Annotated in this window: 24 protein-coding genes; 8 read left to right on the top strand and 16 right to left on the bottom strand. The window is 54.0% G+C overall.

Annotated features, from left to right (window positions below):
- Nucleotides 1-13 precede the first annotated feature (13 nt).
- Nucleotides 14-823: a hypothetical protein gene (locus VFA09_14755; protein HZU68534.1), complete on the bottom strand. Its 810-nt coding sequence runs from the start codon at nucleotides 821-823 to the stop codon at nucleotides 14-16.
- Between the two features lie 408 nt (nucleotides 824-1,231).
- On the bottom strand, nucleotides 1,232-2,614 hold the full coding sequence (locus VFA09_14750) for a tetratricopeptide repeat protein (protein ID HZU68533.1): 1,383 nt from the start codon (nucleotides 2,612-2,614) through the stop codon (nucleotides 1,232-1,234).
- 639 nt (nucleotides 2,615-3,253) lie between these two features.
- Here VFA09_14750 and VFA09_14745 point away from each other — a divergent pair.
- The 3 genes from VFA09_14745 to VFA09_14735 all read left to right on the top strand — a co-directional run bounded on the left by VFA09_14745 (nucleotide 3,254) and on the right by VFA09_14735 (nucleotide 6,150).
- The gene (locus tag VFA09_14745; protein ID HZU68532.1) at nucleotides 3,254-4,828 is read left to right on the top strand and encodes an AMP-binding protein; all 1,575 of its coding nucleotides are present in this window, start codon (nucleotides 3,254-3,256) and stop codon (nucleotides 4,826-4,828) included.
- 83 nt (nucleotides 4,829-4,911) lie between these two features.
- Nucleotides 4,912-5,616, top strand: a complete 705-nt coding sequence (gene rsmI, locus VFA09_14740) for a 16S rRNA (cytidine(1402)-2'-O)-methyltransferase (protein ID HZU68531.1) — start codon at nucleotides 4,912-4,914, stop codon at nucleotides 5,614-5,616.
- Nucleotides 5,617-5,745: 129 nt separating this feature from the next.
- Nucleotides 5,746-6,150 carry a VOC family protein gene (locus tag VFA09_14735; protein ID HZU68530.1) on the top strand — a complete coding sequence of 135 codons (405 nt, stop codon included), beginning with the start codon at nucleotides 5,746-5,748 and terminating at the stop codon, nucleotides 6,148-6,150.
- A 77-nt stretch (nucleotides 6,151-6,227) separates the two neighbouring features.
- Here the strand turns inward: VFA09_14735 and VFA09_14730 are convergent, their stop codons facing one another.
- Entirely contained in the window at nucleotides 6,228-6,449 is a 222-nt protein-coding gene (locus tag VFA09_14730) for a hypothetical protein (protein ID HZU68529.1), read from the bottom strand.
- Nucleotides 6,450-6,509: 60 nt separating this feature from the next.
- Between VFA09_14730 and VFA09_14725 the strand changes: the two genes are divergently transcribed.
- On the top strand, nucleotides 6,510-7,469 hold the full coding sequence (locus VFA09_14725) for a TIGR03560 family F420-dependent LLM class oxidoreductase (GenBank protein HZU68528.1): 960 nt from the start codon (nucleotides 6,510-6,512) through the stop codon (nucleotides 7,467-7,469).
- Nucleotides 7,470-7,542: 73 nt separating this feature from the next.
- Here VFA09_14725 and VFA09_14720 read toward each other — a convergent pair whose 3' ends face one another.
- The 12 genes from VFA09_14720 to VFA09_14665 all read right to left on the bottom strand — a co-directional run bounded on the left by VFA09_14720 (nucleotide 7,543) and on the right by VFA09_14665 (nucleotide 19,077).
- A complete protein-coding gene (locus tag VFA09_14720; protein HZU68527.1) occupies nucleotides 7,543-8,007 on the bottom strand; it encodes a nuclear transport factor 2 family protein in 465 nt (154 codons plus the stop codon).
- Between the two features lie 359 nt (nucleotides 8,008-8,366).
- Complete coding sequence (locus tag VFA09_14715; protein HZU68526.1) at nucleotides 8,367-8,672, bottom strand: hypothetical protein; 306 nt, start codon at nucleotides 8,670-8,672, stop codon at nucleotides 8,367-8,369.
- 157 nt (nucleotides 8,673-8,829) lie between these two features.
- On the bottom strand, nucleotides 8,830-9,816 hold the full coding sequence (locus tag VFA09_14710; GenBank protein ID HZU68525.1) for an alcohol dehydrogenase catalytic domain-containing protein: 987 nt from the start codon (nucleotides 9,814-9,816) through the stop codon (nucleotides 8,830-8,832).
- Nucleotides 9,817-9,836: 20 nt separating this feature from the next.
- The gene (locus VFA09_14705) at nucleotides 9,837-10,088 is read right to left on the bottom strand and encodes a WXG100 family type VII secretion target (GenBank protein HZU68524.1); all 252 of its coding nucleotides are present in this window, start codon (nucleotides 10,086-10,088) and stop codon (nucleotides 9,837-9,839) included.
- A gap of 13 nt (nucleotides 10,089-10,101) precedes the next feature.
- Nucleotides 10,102-10,917: a hypothetical protein gene (locus tag VFA09_14700; GenBank protein HZU68523.1), complete on the bottom strand. Its 816-nt coding sequence runs from the start codon at nucleotides 10,915-10,917 to the stop codon at nucleotides 10,102-10,104.
- A 78-nt stretch (nucleotides 10,918-10,995) separates the two neighbouring features.
- On the bottom strand, nucleotides 10,996-11,994 hold the full coding sequence (locus VFA09_14695) for a WXG100 family type VII secretion target (GenBank protein HZU68522.1): 999 nt from the start codon (nucleotides 11,992-11,994) through the stop codon (nucleotides 10,996-10,998).
- Between the two features lie 19 nt (nucleotides 11,995-12,013).
- A complete protein-coding gene (locus VFA09_14690) occupies nucleotides 12,014-12,313 on the bottom strand; it encodes a WXG100 family type VII secretion target (protein ID HZU68521.1) in 300 nt (99 codons plus the stop codon).
- Between the two features lie 13 nt (nucleotides 12,314-12,326).
- Entirely contained in the window at nucleotides 12,327-16,457 is a 4,131-nt protein-coding gene (eccCa, locus tag VFA09_14685; protein HZU68520.1) for a type VII secretion protein EccCa, read from the bottom strand.
- Nucleotides 16,458-16,472: 15 nt separating this feature from the next.
- Nucleotides 16,473-16,853: an EsaB/YukD family protein gene (locus tag VFA09_14680; protein HZU68519.1), complete on the bottom strand. Its 381-nt coding sequence runs from the start codon at nucleotides 16,851-16,853 to the stop codon at nucleotides 16,473-16,475.
- A gap of 16 nt (nucleotides 16,854-16,869) precedes the next feature.
- On the bottom strand, nucleotides 16,870-17,163 hold the full coding sequence (locus VFA09_14675; protein HZU68518.1) for a WXG100 family type VII secretion target: 294 nt from the start codon (nucleotides 17,161-17,163) through the stop codon (nucleotides 16,870-16,872).
- A gap of 196 nt (nucleotides 17,164-17,359) precedes the next feature.
- Complete coding sequence (locus VFA09_14670; GenBank protein HZU68517.1) at nucleotides 17,360-18,298, bottom strand: serine/threonine-protein kinase; 939 nt, start codon at nucleotides 18,296-18,298, stop codon at nucleotides 17,360-17,362.
- Between the two features lie 17 nt (nucleotides 18,299-18,315).
- Nucleotides 18,316-19,077 (bottom strand): vWA domain-containing protein, encoded by a 762-nt coding sequence (locus VFA09_14665; protein ID HZU68516.1) that lies wholly within the window; start codon nucleotides 19,075-19,077, stop codon nucleotides 18,316-18,318.
- A 181-nt stretch (nucleotides 19,078-19,258) separates the two neighbouring features.
- Here VFA09_14665 and VFA09_14660 point away from each other — a divergent pair, with 181 nt between their 5' ends.
- The 4 genes from VFA09_14660 to nfi all read left to right on the top strand — a co-directional run bounded on the left by VFA09_14660 (nucleotide 19,259) and on the right by nfi (nucleotide 22,883).
- Nucleotides 19,259-20,497: a toll/interleukin-1 receptor domain-containing protein gene (locus tag VFA09_14660; protein ID HZU68515.1), complete on the top strand. Its 1,239-nt coding sequence runs from the start codon at nucleotides 19,259-19,261 to the stop codon at nucleotides 20,495-20,497.
- 163 nt (nucleotides 20,498-20,660) lie between these two features.
- On the top strand, nucleotides 20,661-21,377 hold the full coding sequence (locus tag VFA09_14655) for a hypothetical protein (GenBank protein HZU68514.1): 717 nt from the start codon (nucleotides 20,661-20,663) through the stop codon (nucleotides 21,375-21,377).
- Nucleotides 21,378-21,394: 17 nt separating this feature from the next.
- Nucleotides 21,395-22,153, top strand: a complete 759-nt coding sequence (locus VFA09_14650) for a class I SAM-dependent methyltransferase (GenBank protein HZU68513.1) — start codon at nucleotides 21,395-21,397, stop codon at nucleotides 22,151-22,153.
- A gap of 7 nt (nucleotides 22,154-22,160) precedes the next feature.
- Nucleotides 22,161-22,883 (top strand): deoxyribonuclease V, encoded by a 723-nt coding sequence (gene nfi, locus VFA09_14645; protein ID HZU68512.1) that lies wholly within the window; start codon nucleotides 22,161-22,163, stop codon nucleotides 22,881-22,883.
- Between the two features lie 61 nt (nucleotides 22,884-22,944).
- On the opposite strand, the gene VFA09_14640 is transcribed toward nfi, so the two are convergent.
- A complete protein-coding gene (locus VFA09_14640) occupies nucleotides 22,945-24,054 on the bottom strand; it encodes an ATP-binding protein (GenBank protein ID HZU68511.1) in 1,110 nt (369 codons plus the stop codon).
- Between the last annotated feature and the right edge of the window lie 38 nt (nucleotides 24,055-24,092).

Here is a 24,092-nt window from a genome sequence, read left to right as displayed (position 1 = left end):
TCCTCCAGGGTTGCTATTGCTCGTCATCTTTTTCATAGTAGCGCGCTATACGCTTTGCCTGGGCAGAGGAAAAGCGCACTATTTCTTCGCCTTGCCAATTCAGCAATCCCCTGGAGACCAGGTACTCCAGGGCGCGCTTGACTTCCTGGTCAGACAAATCTTGTTTTCCTTGTGTATCCTTCATAAGTTGCCGGATCGAAACTGATATTTCACCTGTTTTGGTGACACGTTGCGCATATTGTGATAAACGTAAGGCAACGAGAACTCTCAAATTGTTACTGCTGCCTTGCAAACAAATCCTTAACTTCTTGTGCGCATGGTCCTTATGCTGGCTCATATGGTCCGGTTCTACATTGGTAAGTTGTGCATCGAACTCTTTATGCATGAACTGAACCAGTTCTTCCACGCCCAGCTCCTCAAATTCCTGCTCCAGGGCCAGCAATTGATGCGGCGCATTCCCTAATAACCTGATGCACTCCTTAAGGAGAACGAACAAGAGCGTATTTTTTGCCGCCTCGAGTGCCGCTTCTTCAGGCGTTGCGAATGGAGGCTTGCTCCAGGCCGTTTCTACTTTATCCTCGAACGGGTCTTTTTCTTCCTCCACTTCTCCATAGCTCTCGAGGTCCGCAGCCGGACTTATCTGCAAGCGCTTCTTGCGCAATCGATCAATCGCTTTATTCTTGATACTCCGGTTAAGAAAGGCGAGAAACTGGGCATCGGTCAATTGCTCGAGTAGAGTTGGAGGCTCATTATCCCTGGCGCCTATCAGGCCAAGACGAGTAAGTTGCTCGATAATATGATCAACGACCTCATCTACTTCCATGGAGTCATGCGCTAATTGCCGTAAATAGAACTTTGCGCGCCGCTGTAAGAAACTACAAAAGGATGAATAACAATCTTCTATATGATAACGAAGATTGTGAGCAGAGAATAGCATTCGCGAAACCCTCCCAGAAGCCAGGATCTTGCAAAATTTGAAGGTATTTTACATGTTTTGCATACAAAATCTCTAAAAATGAAAGGCAAAAACACATAAGCCCCTACCACTCTATTATACGTTATAACGTCCTGTATTTTCGACAGGAAGGGGCTTATGTGTTTTTGCCTTCTGCTTGGCGATCACCTTACTTTTTTGCGATGGTCGCCTTGCGTCGTAAGCTATCTTGCGGCAATCTCACACCGGCTGACAAGGATATTTCCCTACCCGATGTGTTCTCGGCGCTGCATTTATTTATTCCAGGTCGCCGCGATTGCCCTGACGCTGGTGTTCATAGGCCTTCTTGATCGCACTCAAACTGCGCTGCACCTCTCCGCGCTGTTCCAACAAGTTGGCATAGCGGAAGTAGGCTCCCGCGGCAATCTCATGCGCATTCGATGAATCGAGCAGGTCCAGCGCTTGTGTGAAGAGCTGATCCGCACCGGCGTAGTCGTTAGCAGCGTGCCGGATCTGCGCCAGAGCGATAAGGGCCTGACCCTGGGTCTGAGCATCCCCGCTCTTCCTCGCGAAGTCGAGCGCTTCCTGAGCTTCGTTCTCGGCCTCTGCTGTTTGCCCGCGCTTCAACAAGAGTTCGGCCAGGCTGGTGTGGCAAATGGAAGCCGAGACATCATCGTCGAGTTCCTGCTCGATATCGATGGCTTCTCGATATTCCTTTTCTGCCGCATCCAGGTTATTCTGGCGCTCGAGTGTCTTGCCGAGGCGTTGATGGGTCAGGCCGACGAGCCGCTGCTCATCGCGCATCTCATAAATCGCCAGGCTCTTCATCATATAATCGTGGGCCATTGAGAGTTTGCCAACGGACTTATAGTGCTGCCCAACCTCCATGTACTTTTGCGCAAAGCTCTTACTATCCCGGTTCATGCCCTCGAGGGTCTCTAACGCCTTGTGATAAAAGCTGACGGCTTTCTCGAGATCTCCATGCCGGAAATAATCATTGGCAAGATTACTATAGACATCAAGAGCAAAAATTGGATCTGTAATGTGGCCGCTTTCGATGGCACTATTGCAGCGCAAGTGATTTTCCATAGCCAGGGTATAGTTATACAGCAGGAAGTAGGCCCTGCCCAGGAGATTGCGCGCCCTTTCGATATATTCGATATCGTTAAGGCCTTCTCCTTGCGTGACCGCCGCGCGTAAATCCACGACAGCTTCTTGATTCTCATTCAAGCCTAAATGGATTTGCCCTCGCAGCAGGTACAGTCGATACACCTGGTCGGTCGTAATACGTTCTGGCTGAATTGGCGCCAATATTTCCGCAGCTTGCTGGTACAGGTGCTGGTGAACCAGTACACTGGCCTGCAAGAGATCCACATCGATTCTTTGATCTGGCCCGGAGTCCGCCGGAGAATAGCCGACAGCACGCGCCTCGGCAGCACCAGCAGGGGATCCTTCTAACAAAAAGGTTAACGGTACATCAAGCCTCTTTGCAAGGATGGAAAGTGCCTTGAGCGATGGCCGGATCTTTCCGCGCTCAATAGCTGAGATGTAAGAAATGGAAAATTCGGGAGCAGCCAGTTGCGCTTGAGTAAGGCCGAGCTTGGTTCGCACCTCGCGGATATTGGTCCCTACTCGAGCGGCCACGGCTTTCCCGACATTTGCCGCTTCGATTGTAGCCATGATTTGTTCGTGTTCCTTTCTTAGAGTGTGGGGGGAATTACCCTATTTTTGTGAGATGGATTGCCTGATTCGGGGAATGCCCCTATTCTTTATACATCATTTCCGGTATTCCTTTTTGAAAGGGAATCTGTAACTTGAAGTTAGAGATTAAGAGCTCCCCAGTACACCATCTTATGAACTTATGTTAACATATACCGGTATGGATGTCAATATGCTTTTGAAGGAATCTTATAATTTCTGCACTAGAAATTCTTCCTGGTGATCACTAGTCTTCTATCTCTTATTTTTGCTGCTTGTCAGTCAAGTTGTGAGATTGAGAGGGAAGTAAACTGATATTTACGAGTTTTTTAATAAAAAATATTTAATTATTTACTTTGAAAATTGTAGTAAAAACAGCTTTACACCCGCGCACAAACCCGGCAGTAAAAGATCAGGTGCGCATACTGCTCTATGTTTATTATACCTCTACATAGCAAATTGAGAACACAGTACTATTACCAATGCTAAAAGCGAAGAAATACCTCTCACTGGCAAAACGTCTCTCTATCCTTTATAATGAGCCTGCTATATCAACCAGTGGCTTGAACGCCTTTTCCTTATAGAACGAAGAGCATTGCATCCGGCAGAAAGAGGGGACATATGGAGACTACCATTAATGAACTTTTCGCAAATACTGCAACGCGTTATGCTAATCGACCGGCATTACTCGAACCAGTTCAAGACGACGAGATCGTTTGCCTCACCTATGGCATGCTGCAACAGAAAATCCACGATTTTTGCGGCTACCTGCAGGAGCAACATCTACAGAAAGGTGATCGCCTGCTTCTCTGGGCTCCCAGTCGCATCAATTGGATGATTAGTTATCTTGGGGCGCTCCTCACCGGTGCTGTAATCGTTCCTCTCGATGTTAATTCAAGGCCGGAGTTTTTGGCGAAGATTGCGGATGTGACCGGGGCAAAATTTCTGATCACTTCGCAAAAAGATTACGAGAAACTACCACAACCCGGGCCACCGCTCATCGATATCGATGCTTTACCATCAGGGCTATTTGACCCATCACAGCTTCCGGTCGTTACCGGCCACGATCTGGCGGAATTAGTTTTTACCTCTGGTACTACCGGCCAGCCCAAGGGGGTGATGTTGAGCCACAATAACATTGCGAGCAACGCTATAGCCGCCGTCTCAGTCGTTCGCATTCGCAACGATGATCGCGCGCTCTCGCTTCTGCCCCTGAGTCATATGTTCGAATTGACCATCGAAGTAGCCATTTTTTATACCGGCGCCAGCGTTGTTTATGCCCGCACTCTGGCTCCCGATAGACTCTTGAAATTGCTTGCGACACAACATGTGACCTGCATGGTGTTAGTGCCACAGGCGCTACAGCTTTTTATGAATGGCATCGAACGCGAGGTGCGCAGGCAAAAACGCGAAAAGCAGTGGGAGATGCTTCACCGTGTTGCGCCATATCTCCCATTCCGGCTGCGGCGCCTGCCGTTCAATTCGGTACATAAGCGCTTCGGGGGGCATTTCCGTTTCTTTGTGAGTGGCGGGGCTTACCTGCCGCCGAAACTGGCCAGGCGCTGGGAGAATATGGGCTTCCGGGTCATGCAGGGCTATGGAGCGACTGAATGCGCGCCGGTTGTCTCAGTCACTCCTTATAATGAGCATAATTATGATTCCATCGGCAAGCCGCTGCCCGGCGAGGAAGTTCGCATTGCCGAAGACGGCGAACTGCTTGTACACGGCCCGAACGTCGCCCTGGGCTACTGGCAGAATCCCGAAGCCACGGCGGCAGCGTTTCAGGATGGCTGGTACCATACCGGCGACCTGGGCTACCAGGATAAGAATGGCAACCTCTACCTCAAGGGGCGCAAGAAAAACCTGATCGTCCTTGCCAACGGACTCAATGTCTATCCCGAGGACATCGAGAACGTGCTTCTGACGAACCCGCTTATAAAGGACGCTGTGGTCGTGGGCCTGATGGAAGAAAACGATGGTCCGACTGTGCATGCTATCCTGCTGTTGAACGAACCTGAAAAGGCTAAGGCTGTGATTGCGCAGGCCAACAAACAACTTGCCCCTCACCAGCAAATTCGGGGCTTCACCATCTGGCCGGAAGAGGATTTTCCGCGCACCCATACCTTGAAAGTCAAGCGCCCTGAAGTGCTCGATAAACTCCAATTGATCAGGAAAGGCATACGCGCCGAAAGCTAACGAGAGACCCTATTCAGGGCGACCGGTAGAGAGCCGATTGACCGCGCTCGTGGTCGCCCCTACCCTGGACGAAAAGGACAGCTATGCTTTACCTTGTAGCGACTCCTATCGGAAATCTGAATGATATTACCCTGCGCGCCCTCAATACCTTGCGCGAGGTAGATATTGTTGCGAGCGAGGATACACGCAAGACTGGCTTGCTGCTCAAGCACTTCGATATTTCCAAACCTCAGGTCGCGTTTCATGAACACAACGAGCAGCGCGCGGGCCAGCAGATCGAGGACCTGCTGAAGCAGGGGAAATCGGTGGCGCTTGTGACCAACGCGGGCACGCCCGGCATCTCCGATCCCGGTTTTACACTGGTAAGGCGAGCGCTCGCGGCGCACATCGATGTCACTATGATTCCAGGGCCGACGGCATTTGTAATGGCGCTGGTCCTCTCCGGATTGCCCGTTCACAGCTTTACATTCCGTGGTTTTCCGCCGCGCAAGTCCGGGCCTAGACGCAAATTTTTAGAGATCGACAAAGACGCTCCGCACACGCTTATCTTCTACGAAAGCCCCTACCGGCTTACCTCTTTCCTGCAAGATGCGCTCGAAGTTTACGGCGACCGGGAAGCCGCACTCGCCAGCGAACTCACGAAAGTCTTCGAATCCGTCCGGCGAGGAACGCTCTCAGCGCTCCTGGCATCGACAAGCGAAGCGAAGCTCAAGGGCGAGTACATCGTTGTCATCGCTGGAAGGGATATAAAGAAGCCGGCGGAGACAGAGATGGAAGACGAGCATTAGTTATTTTCCTCGCGCTGCTGACATACTGTTGTCACTGGCATTGTGTAAACTATGAGTGTGAAGGAAATCTGGGGGCGGTGTCGAGACGACCCCCTTAGCTTCGAGTTGATTTGAAAGGAGAGGATGTATATGGCCAGACTTCGCGGACCCGATTTTATCAGTTTGCAGGTACGCAACTTTTCCGCCTCGCGCAAATTCTATACTGAAATGCTGGGCCTTACTGTCGATGAGCGCTTCGATGCACCCGATTTTGTTCTGTTCGATACCAATTCGATCCCTTTTGCTCTCACCCAGGCAAAGGTGAATCTTGACGAGGCGCCGCAGCCGGGATGGGGCGTGGCGCTGTGGATCGACTGCGATTCCGTGGATGAGATACATGCCCGGCTGGAGTCGGCGGGAGTTACGATCATTACGCCACCATACGACGGCCCATTTGGTCGCACTTTCGTCTTTGCCGACCCCGATGGCTACCGGATTACGGCCAACGAGAACCCCTGGGATCGGTTCCCTCTAGGCGGCAAGTCCCAGCAATAAATATTCAGGGCTTTCACAAGTCGAGGAACAAGAAGGTCCTCGGTGAATGTTGACAGCTGAAAGGGGAATCAGGATCATTATGTCCAGTAGGGATAGCGGCTCATCCCTGTCCTCATGGGGTCTTGAGGCAGACAACAGGCCTGGTATACATTGGGGGCCGGGACAGGGATGAGCCGCTGTCCCTGCTGGGCGAGGCGATTCCACTTACTTAAATCTGCCAGGGGAAATTCCTTTCTAAACTGCTGTTCACTGGCGAATTCGCTCAAGCAAATCGAGTAGTACCGCAGAATTTGACTCATGTCGCGATCATAGGCTACGATACTATGCAAAAGCCGAAAGAGAAAGGACACGAGAGAAACATGGTCGCACTATCTATTCAAATCGAGGGTCAGAACGGATTGACATGGGCGCGCTGGAAAAAACTGGTGGATGCGGTAGAAGAAACCGGTTTTGCCGGGCTGTTCCGCTCAGACCACTTCACGAACGCCAATCCCCCTGACAGAGAAGCCCTGGAAACAATTGTCTCGCTCACTTACCTGGCGGACCATACACAGCATATCCACTTTGGGACGCTGGTCGCTCCACTATCATTTCGCCATCCGGCACTATTGGCACGACAGGCCGCGGCGCTCGATGATCTGAGTGGTGGGCGCATGATCCTGGGCCTGGGCGCGGGCTGGCAGGAACGCGAACACCGGCTTTTTGGCCTCGACCTTGGCGACGTTCCGGCACGGATGTCGCGCTTCGAAGAGGGGCTTGAGGTGATTACCCGCCTTTTACACAGCGACGAACCTGTCACCTACGAGGGGCGCTATTTCCAGCTGCGCGATGCAATTCTCTTGCCTCGCCCGCAACGACCTGGAGGGCCACGCATCATGGTTGGCGGCAATGGCCCTAAACGTACCTTACCCCTGGCGGCCCGTTACGCGAATATCTGGAATGGTACCTTCCTTTCTCCTGACGCGTTTCGCGAACATTCGGCGATTCTCGATGGCCTTTTGCGGCAGGCAGGGCGCAATCCCGGCGATGTGCGTCGCACGATGATGCATACGCTGCACTTTGGACGCGATATGGCCGAACTGGATCGACGGCTCAGCTTTCGCTCCGGGCGCACGGAATATGCCGGTAAATCGCTCGAGGCGGTGATCGAAAGCATGCAAAGCTCGTGGAGAGCGATTGTTGGAACGCCCGATATGATCATCCAGCAGATTCATGCCTATGGGCAGGCAGGCGTGGAAGAGTTGATGCTGCAATGGTTCGATCTCGATGATCTCGATGGGCTGCGCGCATTCGCCGAGAGCGTACTACCACACGTGTAGGGATAGCGGCCTGTCCCTGTACCGGTTGAGGCATGAGGACAGGGACAGGCCGCTTCCCTACAGTGGAAAATCATCATCCCAGCATCATTGCGTCAACGCCTAATTGATGAAGCAATTCAGCGATGCCGGCGCCCGCAGCAGGCTGAGCATCTATCGCCGCAATCAGATTATTGCGCACGACAAACTGCCACTGTTCCGGTGACAGCGAGACGGATCGGCCCATCTGGGGAATGATGGGCAGGCTCAGCATGTAGAGATTGATAGCATTTTCCTGGCGACCTGTGATTTGAAGGCTTGCCTCTACCCTGTCGCCCTCTGAGTTATCTTCTATATCACGCACATCATGCGTGTGAAATGTGAGATTGGGAATGCCAGCAGCCAGTTCCTGAAAGAATTTGATAAACTGGTCCTTGCCTAAAGATCGAGACATGGAGCCACTAAAGTAGAAATCATCCGCCAATAAGCTGGCTGCGCCAGTAAAGTCCTTTGCTTCCAACGCCCGCATAAAGGCGCTGACAATATCTTGCGCGTTCGTCATGCGATACTCCTTGAAATTCTGGTGATTACCCAAAAAGTAGGCGCGAGATTCTTCGCTGCGCTCAGAATGATATGGCCCTCTACCATATGCACGTTTGACGGGCGTTTTTAGACGTGGGGGTAAATAACAGGGACTTCAGCTTCTGGCGATTCCTTGAAAGTTGGCGTGAGATTCTTCGCTGCGCTCAGCATGACAGGCCCCGGAGACACCAGGCATATCTGGGCATGTCATTAAGAATTTGCTGAGAAAAGATTAGCTGAGACCTCTCTCATCACCGCCAGTTAAGAAAAAAACCACTCCCCCGACTCTCTAGCGGGGGAGTGAGCATAACAAAAAGACTTCTTACGCGGACGAGGTAATCAGCGCCCATTCTGATTTCCAACGGGGGTGAGCTGTTTGGCTTTTTCTGCCAGATCACTTCCGGTCTGCTTCACTTTGTTCATTGCCTGCTGGGTGGTGTCTTTCGCATCGCCAGTCAGCTGTGAAACACGAGTAACCACTTGCTGGGCAGACTGCCGGACCTGCTCGGGCTCTGGGAGAGCACCACGGACTTGCTCGACGCGTGCTTGCAAGAAGCGCCGCGACTTTTCTACCCGTAGAAGTACGATCAAACTGGTACCAACAGCCATGACTGCCATCAGCAGTCCTATCATCTTACGGTTCATGCTTCTCTTTCCTTTCTGCATTGACGCAGTATAGGTGACCTATCCTCTTCGCCACACGGCTATTTCCCTATCAATGAGGATACGTCATTACTCCTGCTTTTAGCACGCAGCAACCAACCTCTACGTTTCACACAGGACAGGCCACTGTCCCTACTGGTTACATCTGGAGGAGTACCTTCAATACGCCTTTTTCGCCAGCATGGCGAAAGGCGTCCAGGCCATCATCCAGGCTATAGCGCGCGCTAATGAGCGGTCGTACATCGACCAGCTTCTGGCTTAATGCGCGTAAGGCAGGAGGGAACGGGCCGCAGCGCGATCCTTGCACGCGAATCTCGTCAATCACAATTGGGGCAAGGTGGAGAGAACTTTGATCGGCTACTGTGCTCTTTAAAACGATAGTGCCGCGTGGTCTTACTAACTGAAGCGCCATCTCAAGCCCTTTTGTTGAACCGGTACATTCAACAACCACATCTACTCGCTTCCTATTTTCTAAGGCAACTTCTTGCTCGTTGGCAAGCAGGCGAGTTTGTATTCCCCGTTTTGCTGCCAGTGCGAGCTTCTCCTCGTGCTTTCCCAGCATGATGAGTTCGCAACCACTCAAGGCGAGAACCTGCGCCGCCAGCTGGCCCATTTTGCCATCGCCAAGAATGATGACGCTATCGGTCGGCTTCAGATGTACCTGCTCAAGGATTTCAAAGTTGGCGGCGAGTGGCTCAACAAAGACAGCCTCCTCATTGCTCACGTTCTCAGGAACGATATGCAGGTTCTCAAGAGGAAGCTGCAGGTATTCAGCGAAGGCGCCGTCGCGGTTGACGATGCCCAGCGTGGTGCGATTCGGGCAGTGCGTGGGCATATTTTGCCGGCAATAGAAACAATCACTGCGATGACAGGCCGCATTGATCTCGCCAACGACGCGTTGCCCAATCAACGATGCGCCGGGTGCTTCATACACCTCCTCGACGACGCCAACAAATTCATGCCCCAGCACGCCCTGAAAATCCAGGTAGCCACGCGTGATTTCCAGGTCGGTATTGCAGATACCGGCGAGCAGGACGCGGATCAGGGCTTCACCAGATCTCAAGACGGGCAGCTGATAGTTTTTTTCAAATATCAATGTGTGGTTGTGGTATACGAGCGCGCGCATGCAACAAATTCCTTATTTTATCAATGGGTCAGATCTTTGTAAGCCATTGAAAACGGGGTGAAAAATTCCAATATGCTCTGGTAGTGATAGAGGTTCCAGGCATTCTGGAAAGCCTGGCTGCCCTGTCCCGACCAGGAGCCATTTGCCAGGTTGCTCGCAGCCCAGTTCAGTTGTGTTGCTTGCTGCCGCAGTGTTTCCGCAGCCCCGGTGAACTTACCTGCCTTGCTGCGCAGTTCACCCGCAATATATTCCAATTTTCCTATATCTGCCATCTTACTTTTACCTTTACACCTGAGCTAATTCTTCCAGGTACGCGCGTAATTGTTCTTTGATGGCTGTTGCGGCGGTTGTTTCCACTACCAGCACCGGCTCCCCTGGCACTTTTTGCCGCGCGGACCAGGCGGCGCGTCCATCTTGCAACAGGGCAAGATTGCGCCCGTCAACGATGGTTTCGCTCTCAGGAGCGCAGCGCAAAATAGCGATGTTGCCCGCCGCCAGCGGCTGCTCGAGTACTTGTAATAGCGCATTTGCGTCGCCGGCAGCAAACCCGCAGTTAAGCAATAGCTCTTTTGCGCGTTCAAGCTCGTGTTGCTCGGCGAGTCGCTTCACGGTAAAGAATACTTCCTGCTCCATCTCCAGGCTTGCCTCTGGCCCCGCTCCGGAAACGACGTTCGAGGCAGGCTTTACGGCAAGAAATGCCTGGATGCGCGCAATCAGAGCGCTCACATCCGGTACTTCGGTGATGTGATGTTGTCTCTGGCGGGTGAGGCCGTGTTCAATGATATGGTCTCTGGCCTGATAGAACCAGAGGAGCCTCAGACCGGCCTGCTGATCATTCGTGACAACGGCGATAGCTATACGCGGAAATGCCATGGTGCTGATGATGGTGGCGAGTTGCGCGTCCAGCACAGCCTTGTTATCTGTATCGACGCGGAGCATCCCGCGCTGCTTCAGGGACTCTGTTCCTCGTTCGAGGACAGTCCTGCGTTCATCTATATCCGTGGGAAACAGCTTCTCCCGGCTGATGCTGACCAGCGCCCGCGCGGAGACGGCATCCAACGCGGCAAGTAATTCGGCTTGATTCAGGAATAGTTCGTTCATTTGAGTACCTTTTCTCTCCAATAGAAGGATGGCGCAAGTTGGATAGGACAGGCACAAGGCGCTGTCCCTACAGGGTGGTTACAGAGCCTTACCAATTGAGAAACCGAACGAGATGAAAGGTAATTTGATTTCTGTATGTTCGCCTATCTCGAATCCAAGCTCTGCTTTCAGGCCAATGGTACCATTCACTCCTACATTTATACCGCCAATATTCGCTCCAACGCTACCCGTTTCGGAGATCCAGGTTCCCCCGATTGTCGCGCCCAGAGAGTTATCGTGCCAGCCGAGTTCACCATCAACGCCCAGCGCCTCCGTTTCTGAGCTGCCGGTTAAGCCGAGGTTTTCATTGCCAAGACGGGCTTCATCGGAGATGTTCAACAGCGCGAGCTCACCGCCGAAAGCTACGTCTGTCTCTCCATTATCTCCTGGCTCTATGCCCAGATCAAGTTTGCTATAGCCGACCTTGACTGATAAGTCGTTACTGGTGGGAACGCCATCAAAATTTCCAGCGCTCTTATCTTCTACCGGTTGCCAGATGGAGCCATCGGCACTAAAGCCGACCTTTCCCTCGCCGGGATCATATTCCCACGAGGAAAGGAAGTCGTTGATACCCGACTGCACTCCCGGATTTTCGAGCAAAGTAAGCAGCTCGTTGCTTACCTGTATGCCGCCGGTGATGGCATCAAGTATGGAGCCTATTTCAAAGTCGGCGCTGAAGATCGCTACTTCCGCCGCAGCGGTAGCGATGGCGGCTGCCGCGCCCATACCGATTGCCGCGAGTTCCTGAGCATGGTACAGGGCCTGCACCTGTGCATTGAGACGACCGGCTAAGGTGGTAAGGGTTTGAGCGGTGCTATCAAGGGCGTCGGCAGCCCGGGTGGTGTCGCGGTGGTAGAGGTTCCAGGCGTTCTGAAAAGCCTGGCTGCCTTGCCCGGCCCAGGAGCCATTTGTAAGCCCCTGCGAGGCCCAGTTGAGCCGAGTGGCCTGCTGTCGCAAGGACTCGGCGGCGTTGGTGAAGGTGCCAGCCCTGGATTGCAGTTCACCTGCTATATATGCCAATTTTGCGCTGTCTGCCATGTTTTTCTCCTCTGCTTCCCTACGGCATAACGGTGCGGTCCGTTGCCTCGAAATTGTCGGCGGCCACAGTGAGATTCTTCGCTACCAGTTCAAGCGCGTTGCTGAGGCTGAGAGTGGCCTCACGCCAGCGGCTGCAAAGCACCTGGAGAGCACCGGGTGACTGGTGCAGTTCGGTATACATATCATCGATGAGTTGTTGCGCGGTCCTATTGAGGTCCTCCAGCAGAAGAAATGTATCTTGCGAGGCCTTATAGAAAAGGGATGCGGTATCGCGCAGGTGCGCGGGGGTAATATCAATATGGGTTCCTTCGACAGACATTGTGTTTTCCCTCCTAATTCACTTGCATGAGTTCCGGCGCGGTCAAAATTCCCTGTATCAACGTTGGGGGCTGGTTGCGCCGGATATAATAGCCGCGGCCCGGAGGTTGTACGCTGGCACGTTGAGTGCCAATCAAGGCACCCTCCTGTGGGTCACCGCTCATAATCAAACCGGGGCTGCTCATTTCTCTCAAGCGCTGCAGGATAGACTCAAAAGCCGCGCGACTGGCGCCTCCAACGCGCCGCGCAATGATCAGGTGCAATCCAAGATCATGCCCATTGAGCAGCATATCGAGCAATGGGGCCAATGGACTGCCTGTGGCGCCAACGACCGATTCATAATCATCAACAAAGACGAAGTAATGCGGCCCTGTCCATTTCTGCGGCTTGCGCAATTGCTCGAGTGAGAGCGCTCCACCCGACGGGACGCGCTTTTCAAGTTCTTTTTTCAGTTTATCGACAGCATCCTTCACCATCTGCTGCGTGCAGGTGTAGGCGAAGAGGTAGTCACCCTCGGCGAGATCGAGCAGATTTTTGCGGTAATCGACGATGACGAACTGCGCCTCCTGAGAGCTATAGCGTTTTTTGAGGCCTACCATCCAGGTACGCAGGAAAGTGGTTTTGCCGCATTCCGTATCCCCATAGATGAGGAAATGGGGGTCGCCGGACATGAGATCGATGTAGACGGGATCGAGACGGAATTCATCGAGTCCCACCGGCACGCCCGAATGCCAGGAGGAGACGGACGGAATATCCTGCCATCCGACACTGGCCGGGAGCAAACGGACAGGCGGGGCGAATTTACCGGTCCATGCCCTGCTCACCCGCCGGACAAGCGCCTCCAGGCTGTCTTGCATCGTGCCATTGCGGCTGTTGATCCAGGGCAGCGCGGCCTGGAACTGGAGCTTCTCCTGCAACGCATCCTTGAAGAGGCCCCGGCCAGGAACGCCAGGGGGTATGGAGGCAGCCAGGGCCTTGCCGAAAAGGGACTCACCGGGATCATTGATGTAGAGTTCCATATAGGTACCGATGTTATCGGAGACTTTAGGGCGAATCTCGGCACGGCGATTGGTGGCCAGGATGACATGCACGCCGTAATTGAGGCCGTTGGCGATGATCTCGGTGATATCAGGGTCCAGCTGCTCGAAGTCACGTTGGAGTTGACCGAGGTTGTCGATGACCAGAAAGACATCACCAAATGGCTCGGTGGCAAATTCACCCTCCTGGCGGCGCAAGCGGTACATATTGATAGTATCCACGCGCCACTCACGAAACTGGAAGGCGCGGTCTTCGATGATCTTGCGCATCTGGCGAACCATGCGGCGTATCTTCTCTCCCTCGTGGCGGGGGTCACTGCAAATATCACCGACATGCGGCGTATTCTGGAAGATACGCAGGGAGCCTCCGCCAAGGTCGATACAATAGAATTGGACAGCACGCGGCGTATGCGTGACCATGAACGAGGCGATAATGGTGCGCAAGAGCGTGCTTTTGCCCGATTGAGGAGCGCCAATAATGGCGAGATGACCACCAGAGCCTGAGAAGTCAAGCAATAAGGGAACCTGTTCCTGCTCGCGCGGCTTATCCAGCAGTCCTACAGGGGTGCTGAGCATACCAAAAGGCGGCTCTCTTCGCCACGCGCCTCCATCCAGAGGAATATACTGCGTATGGCCGTTATTATCTGTCCCCTGTGCCGTATAAAGCCTGGCACGGTCGAGCACTGCTTCGAGGCGCAGGTTTGGCGGCAAAGGAGGAAGCCATACCTGATAGACGCGCGGCAAACGGGCCGCGGCTGCGCCCTGAGCCAGGCGTCTGATGACGATATCCATTTCGGTTGAAAGCGTATCGACTCCATCTTTGCTGGTGATAAAAGACCCGGTGGAGAGTCCATACAAGATGGAGAGGGGAACGAGCTGGCCGGTAGAGGTAAATTCACGAATAAAGGCTGCGGGCGAACGATGCTTCTTTTCAGGCAGGTAGGGTGAAGAGATCAGGGCGGTTTTGAAAAGCTCGCTGTCTGTTGACCCGGTCTTGATGTAGCCAACGCCAGGAATAGAAGGGAGGTAATAGGCGTTGGAGTTGCCGATGACGGTGGTACTTTCGGCTTTGTTGAATGTGCGCAGGCAGATACGATAGTGCAGGTAGCTTTCGAGTCCCTTGAGACGGCCCTCTTCGAGGCGCTGGGTTGCGAGCAGCAAGTGCATGCCGAGACTGCGCCCAACCTGGCCGATTGAGATGAAGAGATCGAGGAATTCGGGGCGATTGCTGATCAACTGGGCGAACTCATCGACGATGATGATGAGATGGGGAAGAGGCAACATTTCGGGATGCGATTGGCGCCTGATGTGATACTCGCGTATGTTGTCCAGCTTGCCAGCTTCGTGCAGGACACGCTGGCGACGAGTATACTCACCCTGGAGGGAGGCGTAGATGCGATCAATGAGCCGGAGGTCATTTTGCAGGTTGGTGATGACGCCCGCGACGTGAGGGAGGGCGGCGAGTTCGGCAAAGGAGGCACCGCCTTTGAAATCGACGAGTACCAGGTTGACGGTTTCGGGATCATGGGTGAGGGCCAGGCTGGTGACGATGGTGCGCAGCAGTTCGCTTTTGCCGGAGCCAGTGGTGCCGATAATCAGGCCATGCGGGCCCATGCCTTTCTCGGCGCTTTCCTTCAGGTCGAGGTAAAGCGGCTCACCATTGGCACGAGAACCGATGGGAATATTGAGAACCTCTTTCCTGGCGCGCGGCTTCCAGACGGCAGGCACCTGGATATCATCCAGAGCGCGTATGTGCAGGAGGTCAAGCAGGCGCACATCCTGTGAAAGGTCGAGGACATTGCCTTTATCGGCAAGGGTGAGCGGGGCCTGAGCGCGGGCGATGCGTTCGCAGATTTGCACGCTGCACCCGTCGGCCTGAATATGCTCTACCCTTTTCCCGCCATACATGGTTTGCTCGAATGTGAGCTTGCGATCTGGCGAGATGGAGATGCGCGCCTGGCGTGTGAATGGCTCGGTGGCATGACCGTCAACAAGACAGATGATGGTAACGGCGAGCCTGGCGGCGTTGCGAAATAGATCATCAAGTTCGGGAATCTGGGCAAGCAGACGCGGCGTGAAGCCATCGAAGATGAGAATAAAGTGCGGTTTGACGACCTGTTGTTCGGCTCCCTGCTGCTTCTCCTCTGGAGTTTCACGGCGGCGTGCCAGCTCGGGAAGTATCTGGGTGTTAAGAAGGTCGCGATACTCATCAAGCGTTGAGGCAAGCAGGTAGAGGGGTTCGGATGCCCGCTGTTTGTCGATCTTGACCTGCCGGAGGCGGCGGGCATGTGGTAGCCACTTGAGCCAGCTCCAGTGCTGTAGGGCCTCTGCGGGAGCATAGGTCATGATGGAGACATCTTCCGGGGCCTGGAACGCGGAAAGCTGGCAGAGGATGGCGCGTGTAAGAGAGCGAGTGGCTGTAGAGGGGCCGGTAATAGAGAGGGTGCCGGCGGTGCGCAGTGATACGACAAACGGTTCGTTTCCCAGTTCTTTATAGGTACTGACGAGCCGTTCTGCTTCCGCAAGCAAATCGGGATCGAAATTTTTTCTAGCCATGTGCGCTCCCATAGGATCACTCCCCAGATTGAGATGCACAGGACAGCAGAGGGGAACACAGGCGGTGCCGATGCGTACATCGAGAAAGTCGGCATCCTCAGCGCGGCGTTCCCATAAACTGATGCGCTGGTCGACGATCTCTACAATTTGCTCTGGATCGGGATACAGCTGGCGGCTGACCTGGCGTTGCTTCGCGGCAATGGTACGCAGTTCGGCGGCTTGCAAGGCGAGGGATTCGCGATAGGCCTGGTACTGGGCGCGCTGCTGTTTTTTCACCGAGACCTGCATCCATAGGCGCATGCCAACGGTGAGGCCGGCGGAGAGCAGCAGGACGCCGATCATGGCATAGATGATGACGGGATTATCACGAGAGACGACAAAGAGGACAAGCGAGCCCAGGCTGCCAATAACGAGAGGAATAAGCGATTGCAGCCAGGCCGCACCATTTGATTGAGGAGCCTGGAATACAGGCGGCGGGCTGATGAGTATCTCATGGTCGGGCAGGCGGGGAGGATATTCTCTGGCAAGCCGGTAAAATGTTGTGCCCTGCATTGAGATTCGCTCTTTCTATCCGCTTCCATTGAGGAGGCCGTCTTTGCTCCATCTTACTCCAATGCCGCCGGTTGCCGGTGTAGGAGTAATGGTCCTGGGCATGAACGCTTTTTTGTGTACACGCCGGTTAGCGCTCCATGCTGACAGCTCTTGCAGCTGCAAGATGGTACCATTGACAAGTTTCTCGGCACTTAAAGAACTGGACGATGGCAGGGGTCTATCCGCGTCGACTACTCCAAGCCCCCAGACCGAGGGGTCGCTATGTGGACCAGAAACAGCTGTTGGCCCACATAGAGCAAGAATGATCGGTATCAATTCCCTGATCGGAACTTCCCCCGGCATCTCCAGATCAATAGTACGGCGAGGTCCGATAATTGTAACGAGCAGCGTTTGCATACCTGATCAAGAATAATCAGGCCTGGAAACCACGCGCAATGCTGGTATCGGTATCGGAATAGGCGTGAGAAGCCTGATTCAAATGCTGGCTGACCTGGCTCAGAACCTGGTTAATGCCCTGCACATCCTGCGTCCACTGGGCCATAAGAGCATCAAAATTAGCCGCGGCCTGGCCCTGCCATGTTGAACGCAGCGATTCGATCTGAGACTGAACAGATTGCAACATCTGTTCAAGTTCGGCGGCTTTGGCATTAAACTGGGAGGAAGCCTGTTGCAGTTCCTCGGGGGTTACCATAATGCGACCTGACATGAGATTCCTGCCTTTCATTGGTACTGTACGAACTAAAAATCAATTTGCTAGAAATGTGAGGCGCCGATTATTCGGCATAGGGCTTTTTCACTAGCAAAGAATCCCCCTCCACGAAGGATTGAACAATTGTGATTTTACTCGATCAACTGTCAAAAAGTCAACGTTTTGGACAAGATTCCTACCATTGTGTGAAATATTACCGTGTGATGGGGGCTGCGGCTATGCGCTCAAGGTGTTGGTTCCAGCGCGTAAATTCGGGGCAATCGCTCAGTTGGGATGAGGCCCACGCCTGGTCGAAGAGGGCAAGGAGCGAGGCATCAATTGCGGACAATGAGGTACGCACTGCCTGCCAGAGAGGGTTGTCGATTGTTTGCAGTTGCTGGGGTTGAAAGAGGGATTCGCTCTGGTCTGCGATCAATGCGCGCACAACGGGATCGCACCAGGTGAGCATTTCGGTCAGGAGTATGGCTCCGGCAAAGCGGTCGCCGGCAAGGCAATACTGCCCGTTGCCCGGCAAGCGTGGATGCCGGTAACCTGGAGAACCGCGGCTGGGCAGCGCCGGGGGGATGGCGCCTTCGTAATACATCCCTTCAAGATCAAGCAGTTGGACCTGGTTGAGGCCGGGCGCGAGGAAAATATTGCTGCCCGCGATATCTGTATGCGCGAGGTGATGCGCTTCCAGGTAGCGCAGGACGCGAGCGGTTTGGAGCGCGAGGGTGCGAGCGTTTGCGGGGCGGTAGGCTGCCGATGCGGCCTTGTTCTGCATGAGTCCAGACCAGCTTCTCGCGTCCACCCAGGGCATGAAGATGGCATACTGGAGGTCGGGAAATACGCTGATTGCGTCAGGAGCTGTTTCTGTGGTGAGGCAGATGCGATTGCAGAGGAGCAGGCCGGGTTGATTGTGGTGAGGGCGCAGGTCGATGGCACGACGGGCGATATACTCACCGCGATAGGAGGGCTTGAGGACTTTGAGGGCATGGAGGGTGTTGCGTGCCGGGTCGCGCAGTTGATAGACGAACGATTCGCTGCCCTCGATGATGAAGGCGCTGTGAGCAAAGAGTGGGTGCGCGGTACATTCATAGCGCGTTGATGCGATACGTAGCGGCATTCCCGGCGCGGGTTGAAAACTCAACACTGTAGCAATTCCTTTTCTTATTTGATGGGGACGACAACCGAAGCCATACATGCCAGCGCGACGAGGTCAGGATGCAGTCCGGGGAAGAAATGCGCCGCGCCCGCTTGCAGGGCATAGCCATACTGGTTGATGTTCTGGCGATAGGTGGCCGGCAGAAATGATGAGAGGCGATAGAGCAATTTTGCGCCGTTGCTGGCGAGTTGTTTTTCTTTCAATACGCCTCCCCACTGCCGCCAATCCTGGACCGCGGGCCGCAACGCATCATCCGCCAGGTAGATATTTTCTACCAGGAGAGGGCCATCGTCAACCTGCATGGCCTGAATGCGCCGCACGATAGGCATGACGGTGGAACATTCTTGTTGTGAGGGGGCAGTATCTGTGATATGACAGACAAGCGGTGGAGGACTATTTTGGAATGCGAGCATGTTTGCCTGTAAAAATTTCTCTACCACGGTAAAACCTCTTGCCATATCTGTTTTTTCGCTGCCAGGGATGATGATGGGCCTTCCAGCTTCGATGACGTCAGGAAGGTTGCGCATGCCATCCAGTACGTCGACGACAGCAACGCTATTATAGGCAAAAATGGCGACGCGGTAACGCGGCAAGACGAGGGTTTCGCGCATGGATCGCTGAGCCATGATCTGCAAGGCTTTGTAGAGAGTTGCATTGACGATATCCATTTTTGTTGTTGTGCCGGCCAGATCACTCATTGAAGCGCCGGCATCTACCAGGTAGGTGATGAGGGCTGGCGCGTGCGCTGTGGCGGGTTGCGTATACATGAGCATTCTTCTTCCAATGAAAGAAAGCCTGGATGGTTTTTTCCGGCCCATTGTACCAGTGGATAAGCATGAGCGCAAGAGGTACACCTGCTGTGCTGAAACCTGCAAATCTGTTATACTACTGATGCCATTTAAGGAAGTGCAATCATATGTTGAAACTTTTCGAGGGAGGAGATACAAGATGGGGGGTCCTGGTATTTTCGTCAGCTATTACGCCGCGAATAGAATGCATCCTGATTACCTGTTTGCGACACAATGCATGAGGGACCTGAAGGCGCGGGGAGCCGAAATTGTAGCTGACAGCTCACGTTTTCCTCCCACTCTACCCGATCCGTACCTTTATGAGCAGGTTTCGCGCTGCCAGTGGATGCTTGTGATTCTGACGCCGGATGCCTTACAGTCCAGGCAGGTGCAACGAGAAGTGGAGGTGGCGCTGAAGCTGGCAGGGCAGCAGCGCCTGCGAGGGGTGCTGGCGGTGTTGCCGGCGCCATTGCCGCTTGAGGCTCTATCTCCGGCATGGTCTGCCGCGCGTGTATTCGATGCCAGCGAGGACTACGCAAGGGCGCTGGCCGCAATCGCTCTGACGCTCAACCTGGTGCGATTACAGGCGCCACCACCGGCTGTCCTGCCAAAAGAGACGAGGCAGCCCTTGACGGCACTACTACGCGAGAGGCGCAGGAAGAGTTCGGCCATTCGTACTTTCCCGGCGCTTTCGATTTTGACGGGCAGGCGCGGCCTGGCGGCTGCTCTGGCATTGATACTGATTTTCCTGCTGATTTTCAGTGGTATGGTTATCGCGCGCGGTCAAACAGGCGCAAGGCGTGCCGTCACACCCACTCCCACTGTCCTGCCCACCGACCCGGTTCAACTCTTTTCATACATAACGAGGCGTTCTCCCACGCTGGCAGATTCCTTGAGCAAGCAGGATATATATCGTTGGGACGATACCGGCGGATGTGCTTTCCAAAATGGCAGCTATGTTGTGTCTATTTCGACGCAATACAGTTATACAAACTGCCTTGAGCATTTTACGTCTTTCAGTAATTTTGCCTACCAGGTGCAGATGCAGATTATTTCGGGAGATGCCGGCGGGATTCTCTTCCGCGCTAATAACTCGCTGAGCGATTTTTATCGTTTCTCGCTGGATATCGCGCAGCAGCATTACAATTTGCTGGTAGGGAAAGCAGCAGGCCAGAGCCGCCCGATCTCAAATCCAAGCCCTTTACCTGTTCAGCTTCATCAAACCTACACGCTGACGGTGATCGCAATCAAAGACCTTTTGTATCTCTATGCTAATGGGCAGTCGCTTGTGATTAAATCAGATGCAAGTTTCCAGTCAGGCGAGATAGGGATGTACGCATACGACCTCTCAGACCCAACAGAGGTGGAGTTCAGCAACATGAAAGTATGGGCAATTTAGAACTCCGGGGCGGACAGGCCCAAGGCGCTGTCCTACGGCAAAGCCATGGGAGAGGGTCTTTTTCATGGCTTGCCAATCAGCTCAGGCAACGCTATACTGTTGACGCGAGATTTCGAACAACAGAAAGCTGATTTACGAACAAATTAGGAGGTCTTTATTTCCTATGTATAATGATCCAGGTCAACCTCAATCCCCCAATCCATATGGGCAACCACCTGATTACCAGAACCCATATGAGCAACCTCAATCCCCTTATCCATACGGGCAACCGCCCTATCAACAGCCACCTTACCAGCAGCCGCCCTATGAGCAGCCACAGCCATACGCGGCCACGCAATATGGCACTCCGCCATATGTCCCGCCGCAGGTTCCTGGTTACGCGCAACCGCAGCCGAAGAAGTCGAATCGCACGCTATGGATTGTGCTGGGGATTATCGCGGGAATCCTGCTGCTTGCCTGTGGAGGCTGCGCGCTTGTTTTTGGCCTGATCGGCAAAGGGGTGCAAAATACCGTGAATACTGTCACCACTTCGGTTGACCAAACCGCTACGGCAGTAAGCGCAGAGGGAGCACAGGTAACCGCTCAAGCATATTATGCCGCCATCCAGGCGCAGGACTACACGACGGCGTATTCATACCTGGACAGCAACCTGGTGGCATCGAACGGGCAGCCGCTGACGCAGGATTTGTATACGCAGGCGGCAACATCCAGGGATGCAAGCCTGGGCCAGGTGACGAATTTCTCTGTGGCTGCCGACTCAAATGATCCAAATAGCATTACAGTGACGGTGACTCGTAGTCAAGGTTCGACCTATACGGTTCATCTCAAGTTCACATTCACAAGCGACGGGTGGAAGATCAGCTCGTATGACGAGATCTAGAATGCGCGACGATGGGCATGAGTGACTACGATGAGATAGCGGCTTTTTACGATATCGAGCACGCGCACTTCGATGAAGATATCGATATGTACCTGAATTATGCCGGGCTAAGCGCTGGAACAATACTGGAGCTGGCTTGTGGCAGCGGGCGGTTATTGCTGCCGCTGGCGGAGGCAGGATACGAGATGACGGGTGTGGATAGTTCGGCACAGATGCTGGGCCTGGCGGAACAGAGGCTGCAGCAGGCAGGGATGATGAGCCACTGCACGCTGGTGCAACAGGATATGTGCGACTTGCGCTTGAAGCAGCAGTTTCATATGGCTTTTGTGGCGCTAGGGTCGTTTGCGCACCTGGTCACTCGCAAGCAGCAGCAGCAGGCACTGCGCGGCATTCGCGATGCGCTGGTAAAAGGCGGGCAGTTCATCCTGGATATCAGCAACGCGGATGCCCGCTATATGGAGAATCTGAGCGGGCAGGTGCTGCACCAGGGGACATGGCAGCGCGAGGATGGCGCCTTCGTATCACACTTTGTCAGCCCCGCTTCGTCTAACCGGCAGCACCTGTTAGAATTGACGCATTTTTACGATGTGCATGAGCAGGGCGGAGTTATGCGGCGGACGATCAGCAAGACGCAGCTATATCTTTTTGAGCGCGGTGAGATGGAACTGTTGCTGGAGCAGGCGGGTTTCGCGGTGAAAGAGGTCTACGGTGATTTTCACCTGGGATCGTTCGAAATGAACAGCCCGCGGATGATTTTTTTAACAGAAGCACGGTGATATTCGTATGTCGATACAACCTTTACATGCATGGGTGATAGAGCCGTCCGAGGCGGTGGCCTTGCAGCGCGAACTGGCGGCGCGCGTGATACGCGAGGATCGCATCGAGGAGCCGATGCGCTTCATCGCTGGAGTGGATATGGCGATTAACGAGGAGAGCGAGATGGCGCGCGCTGCGGTAGTGCTGCTCTCTTTTCCAGAATTGGAGATAGTGGAGCGGCATGTGTATGAAGAGCCGGTGCGCATGCCCTATATCCCCGGTCTGCTGTCGTTTCGTGAGATTCCGTGTATCCTGGGAGCTTTTGGCAAGCTGAAACAGCGCCCGCAACTGGTGATGGTGGATGGTCAGGGCATCGCGCATCCACGGCGGCTGGGGATCGCATCGCACCTGGGGCTGTGGCTGGATTTGCCGACGATTGGGTGCGCGAAGTCAATATTGCGCGGAGATTTCGATAAAGAGGCGCTGGGCAACGAGCCTGGCTCCTGGGTTCCGCTGGTTGACAGGCGTAAGCATGAGGTGCTTGGAGCGGCGCTGCGCACGCGCAAGGGCGTGAATCCGATGTTTATCTCGCTGGGGCATCGCATCAGTCTTGAGACGAGCATTCGTTACGTGATGGCCTGTGATAAGGGCTATCGCCTGCCTGAGCCGACACGCCAGGCGGATAAGCTATCGAAAGATAACGCGTGGCGCGAGCCGGAGGCTGTGGAACAGGAACGATTGTGGGAATGAGCGCGTAGAGCAGTAGGGGAGGGGAGCTTGCTCCACCCCGGCCCTTACTGGATCAAGGTTCCTATGGTACAGGCGAAGATGCTTCTACATACAAGGGCGCGGTAAAGTAGAAGGTGGTACCTTTTTCGTGTACGGTATCGAAGCCGATGTGCCCACCATGTTGTTCGACGATCAATTTGGCGATGGAGAGGCCAAGGCCGTAGCCCCCCATCTTCGATTGCAGGTGATGATTGGCCTGGTAAAAACGCTCGAAGATATGCGGCTGGTCTTCGACGGAAATGCCATAGCCGGTGTCTTCAACGGAGATCATATGGAAGTGTTCGTTGTAAGGGCGAGCGCGAATGGTGACGGTTCCCCCCGGCGGTGTAAATTTGATGGCGTTGGTGACAAGGTTGTTGAGAACCTGTTTCATACGCTGGGGATCGACGTAGAGAATGGGTGATGGCGCGGGAATGTCTTTGTTGAGGATGACGGCGGCTTTGATGGCCTGCGGCTGCAAACTGTTGATGACCTGCCGTGCCAGGACGCGCAGGTTGACCTGCTCCGGTCGAATTTCAAATTGCCCTGAGTCCGAACGTGTCAGGAAGAGTATGTCTTCGACGATGGAAATGAGTTGCTGGACGCCTTCCTGGGCATAGCCGAGGTAGGTCTGTTGCTCAGCGGTAAGGGGGCCGATATGTCCTTGCAAAAGCAGGTCGATGAAGCCATGCACCGAGTTCAAGGGGGTGCGCAGTTCGTGCGAAACCATGGAGACGAAGTTGGCACGCAGCTGGTTGGCGATACGAACAGCGGACATATCACGAGCACTGAAGACAACACCTGAGTTATCGCTATCATCGTCGTCCTGATCCACATTGACCGGTGTGACGCTGATGGAATATTCATGCGTGTGGTCGGAGATTGTACCGATCAGCAGCGATTCGTTGGCGAGCGCTTTCTGACTCTGCATTACGCGCTGCAATGGACAACTGGAGGTGCCACAAAGAACCATGCCGTTGAGATTTTGGCACTTCAGAACATCGGAACAGAGACGACCGCGGATATTTGCGCCTTCCCATCCAAAGGTGCTACTGGCGGCAGGATTGTAGTCGAGCGTTTGAAAGTGCTGATCAATAGCAACAACTGCGTTAGGTGAGTTGATAAATAGGGCCTCCAGATATTGACGATTCACCTGCTGTTTCCTCTTTCCACCTGTGAAGATATATTTTC

The organism is Ktedonobacteraceae bacterium (genome assembly GCA_035653615.1).
In the GTDB taxonomy this organism is placed as follows: domain Bacteria; phylum Chloroflexota; class Ktedonobacteria; order Ktedonobacterales; family Ktedonobacteraceae; genus DASRBN01.
The sequence above is the reverse complement of the archived record's forward strand: the minus strand, read 5'-3'. Positions and strand labels throughout refer to the sequence as shown.

Coding starts and splice junctions, on each gene's coding strand:
- VFA09_14730 (HZU68529.1), bottom strand. CDS start 6,449: ATGAGTCAAATTCTGCGGTACTACTCGATTTGCTTGAGCGAATTCGCC.
- VFA09_14755 (HZU68534.1), bottom strand. CDS start 823: ATGGAAGTAGATGAGGTCGTTGATCATATTATCGAGCAACTTACTCGT.
- nfi (HZU68512.1), top strand. CDS start 22,161: ATGTCGATACAACCTTTACATGCATGGGTGATAGAGCCGTCCGAGGCG.
- eccCa (HZU68520.1), bottom strand. CDS start 16,457: ATGCAGGGCACAACATTTTACCGGCTTGCCAGAGAATATCCTCCCCGC.
- VFA09_14745 (HZU68532.1), top strand. CDS start 3,254: ATGGAGACTACCATTAATGAACTTTTCGCAAATACTGCAACGCGTTAT.
- VFA09_14700 (HZU68523.1), bottom strand. CDS start 10,917: ATGAACGAACTATTCCTGAATCAAGCCGAATTACTTGCCGCGTTGGAT.
- VFA09_14650 (HZU68513.1), top strand. CDS start 21,395: ATGAGTGACTACGATGAGATAGCGGCTTTTTACGATATCGAGCACGCG.
- VFA09_14660 (HZU68515.1), top strand. CDS start 19,259: ATGGGGGGTCCTGGTATTTTCGTCAGCTATTACGCCGCGAATAGAATG.
- VFA09_14705 (HZU68524.1), bottom strand. CDS start 10,088: ATGGCAGATATAGGAAAATTGGAATATATTGCGGGTGAACTGCGCAGC.
- VFA09_14720 (HZU68527.1), bottom strand. CDS start 8,007: ATGACGAACGCGCAAGATATTGTCAGCGCCTTTATGCGGGCGTTGGAA.
- rsmI (HZU68531.1), top strand. CDS start 4,912: ATGCTTTACCTTGTAGCGACTCCTATCGGAAATCTGAATGATATTACC.
- VFA09_14710 (HZU68525.1), bottom strand. CDS start 9,816: ATGCGCGCGCTCGTATACCACAACCACACATTGATATTTGAAAAAAAC.
- VFA09_14690 (HZU68521.1), bottom strand. CDS start 12,313: ATGTCTGTCGAAGGAACCCATATTGATATTACCCCCGCGCACCTGCGC.
- VFA09_14750 (HZU68533.1), bottom strand. CDS start 2,614: ATGGCTACAATCGAAGCGGCAAATGTCGGGAAAGCCGTGGCCGCTCGA.
- VFA09_14665 (HZU68516.1), bottom strand. CDS start 19,077: ATGTATACGCAACCCGCCACAGCGCACGCGCCAGCCCTCATCACCTAC.
- VFA09_14675 (HZU68518.1), bottom strand. CDS start 17,163: ATGTCAGGTCGCATTATGGTAACCCCCGAGGAACTGCAACAGGCTTCC.
- VFA09_14680 (HZU68519.1), bottom strand. CDS start 16,853: ATGCAAACGCTGCTCGTTACAATTATCGGACCTCGCCGTACTATTGAT.
- VFA09_14715 (HZU68526.1), bottom strand. CDS start 8,672: ATGAACCGTAAGATGATAGGACTGCTGATGGCAGTCATGGCTGTTGGT.
- VFA09_14655 (HZU68514.1), top strand. CDS start 20,661: ATGTATAATGATCCAGGTCAACCTCAATCCCCCAATCCATATGGGCAA.
- VFA09_14735 (HZU68530.1), top strand. CDS start 5,746: ATGGCCAGACTTCGCGGACCCGATTTTATCAGTTTGCAGGTACGCAAC.
- VFA09_14695 (HZU68522.1), bottom strand. CDS start 11,994: ATGGCAGACAGCGCAAAATTGGCATATATAGCAGGTGAACTGCAATCC.
- VFA09_14725 (HZU68528.1), top strand. CDS start 6,510: ATGGTCGCACTATCTATTCAAATCGAGGGTCAGAACGGATTGACATGG.